Here is a 1,523-nt window from a genome sequence, read left to right as displayed (position 1 = left end):
GCCGGCGCTCACGTCGCGCAGCAGCTTGCTGAGAGCCGGCCGGACCCGCGATACCCCCGAGCCATGCTCCTGAACGATCACATCGCAGCCGGCGGCGCGCAGTTCGATTTCCTGCGCTTCCGTCGCTTGTTCATCCGTGGATACGCGCGCATAGCCGATCAGGCGGCCCTGTGGTCGACGAGAAGCTTGTTTTTGCGTCTCAAGAGCCATTTGGAGCGCCTCCGAGCCGCCCGTCGTTCCTTTTTCCAAACATAGAAGATACGGATAAACGATCGTTTGGCGGCGTCTCGGGCGTGGTTTGATGCGTTTGACCATTCACGGATTGAAATCTGGCTCACAAGGTAATACCTTCTAAAATTCCAGTATTACCGAGGTGCAGCATGACCACCACAGTCACAGCCAAGGGACAGGTGACCATCCCAAAGCCGGTCCGCGATCTTCTCGGGATCGTTCCGGGCAGCAAGGTTGATTTCCGCCGCGCTGCCGATGGCAGCGTGATGCTCGCTCGTACGGACAAGAAGCAGCCCGCGAGTCGCTTCGAAAAATTGCGTGGCCATGCTGGCAAGGGGCTTGATACCGACGCGATCATGGCGCTGACCCGTGGCAAAGCGTGACGCTTGTCGACACCAACGTTTTGCTCGACCTTGTCACCAACGATCCGAAGTGGGCGGATTGGTCGATCGCTCAGCTTGAGGCGGCAAGCCTCAATGGGCCGTTATCGATCAACGACACGGTCTATGCCGAGCTTTCGGTGCGATATAATCGCATCGAAGATCTGGACGCGTTTCTTGACGAAGCCGGTCTCGAATTTGCTCCGATGCCACGGGCTGCCCTGTTTCTCGCCGGAAAAGTCTTTACGCAGTACCGCAAGTCAGGCGGAGCGCGCACCGGCGTGCTGCCCGACTTCTTCATCGGCGCCCATGCCGCGGTGAACGGGCTGCCGCTGCTCACCCGCGATGTTGGGCGCTACCGTACCTATTTTCCATCGTTGAAACTGATTACACCAACAGTTGTTGGGTGACGTGGCTGTGCGCCAAAGCATGCATTCGCAGGACAGGGGAGGGGGCCTTTTTGCCCCTACCTTTTTGTCCCTATAGTCCACTTGCCTTGGTCAGATTGACGCGGAACCGGTCGCGCCGACGCTGGTATTTGCGCGTCATTTCGGCGGAGGCGTGGCCGAGCTGCTTTTGCACATAGCGCTCGTCGACCTCGGCCGAGGAGGCGAGCCCGGCGCGCAACGAATGGCCGGCGAACTTTTGTACCCGTTCGCCTTCCGACAGATCGCCACGGACACCGGCGGCCAGCGCCGCGCGCTTGACCAGGCGTGCCACTTCCTGATCCTTCAGCCGCTCGGCGCCGACTTTTTTGCCTTGCCCTGTCACCCTTCGAAACAGCGCGCCGTGGCTGATTTTTGCGAATTTCAGCCAGGTTTCGAGCGCCACGACCGGGCAGGTCGCGTCGGACGAACCGCGGCCGATCTCGACCTCACGCCAGCCGGTTTTTCCGCGCAGGGTGACCAGAAT

4 protein-coding genes are annotated in these 1,523 nt (G+C 60.3%); 2 read left to right on the top strand and 2 right to left on the bottom strand.

Annotated elements, in window-relative coordinates; all coding sequences use genetic code 11:
- A partial coding sequence (locus CEV33_RS00735) for a recombinase family protein (RefSeq protein ID WP_167388077.1) occupies positions 1 to 210 on the bottom strand: 210 nt, incomplete at its 3' end.
- 170 nt (positions 211 to 380) lie between these two features.
- On the opposite strand from CEV33_RS00735, the gene CEV33_RS00730 reads away from it, so the two are divergent.
- The gene (locus CEV33_RS00730) at positions 381 to 614 is read left to right on the top strand and encodes an AbrB/MazE/SpoVT family DNA-binding domain-containing protein (protein ID WP_094538692.1); all 234 of its coding nucleotides are present in this window, start codon (positions 381 to 383) and stop codon (positions 612 to 614) included.
- A complete protein-coding gene (locus CEV33_RS00725; protein WP_094538691.1) occupies positions 611 to 1,021 on the top strand; it encodes a type II toxin-antitoxin system VapC family toxin in 411 nt (136 codons plus the stop codon). The genes CEV33_RS00730 and CEV33_RS00725 overlap by 4 nt, the downstream gene beginning before the upstream one ends.
- A 70-nt stretch (positions 1,022 to 1,091) precedes the next feature.
- On the opposite strand, the gene CEV33_RS00720 is transcribed toward CEV33_RS00725, so the two are convergent.
- Positions 1,092 to 1,523: tyrosine-type recombinase/integrase (locus CEV33_RS00720; protein WP_167388076.1), on the bottom strand; the 432-nt coding region annotated here is incomplete at its 5' end.

Source organism: Brucella grignonensis, from assembly GCF_002252505.1.
Taxonomy (GTDB): Bacteria; Pseudomonadota; Alphaproteobacteria; order Rhizobiales; family Rhizobiaceae; genus Brucella; species Brucella grignonensis.
Note: the sequence above shows the minus strand (reverse complement) of the source record. Positions and strands in the feature narration are given on the sequence as shown.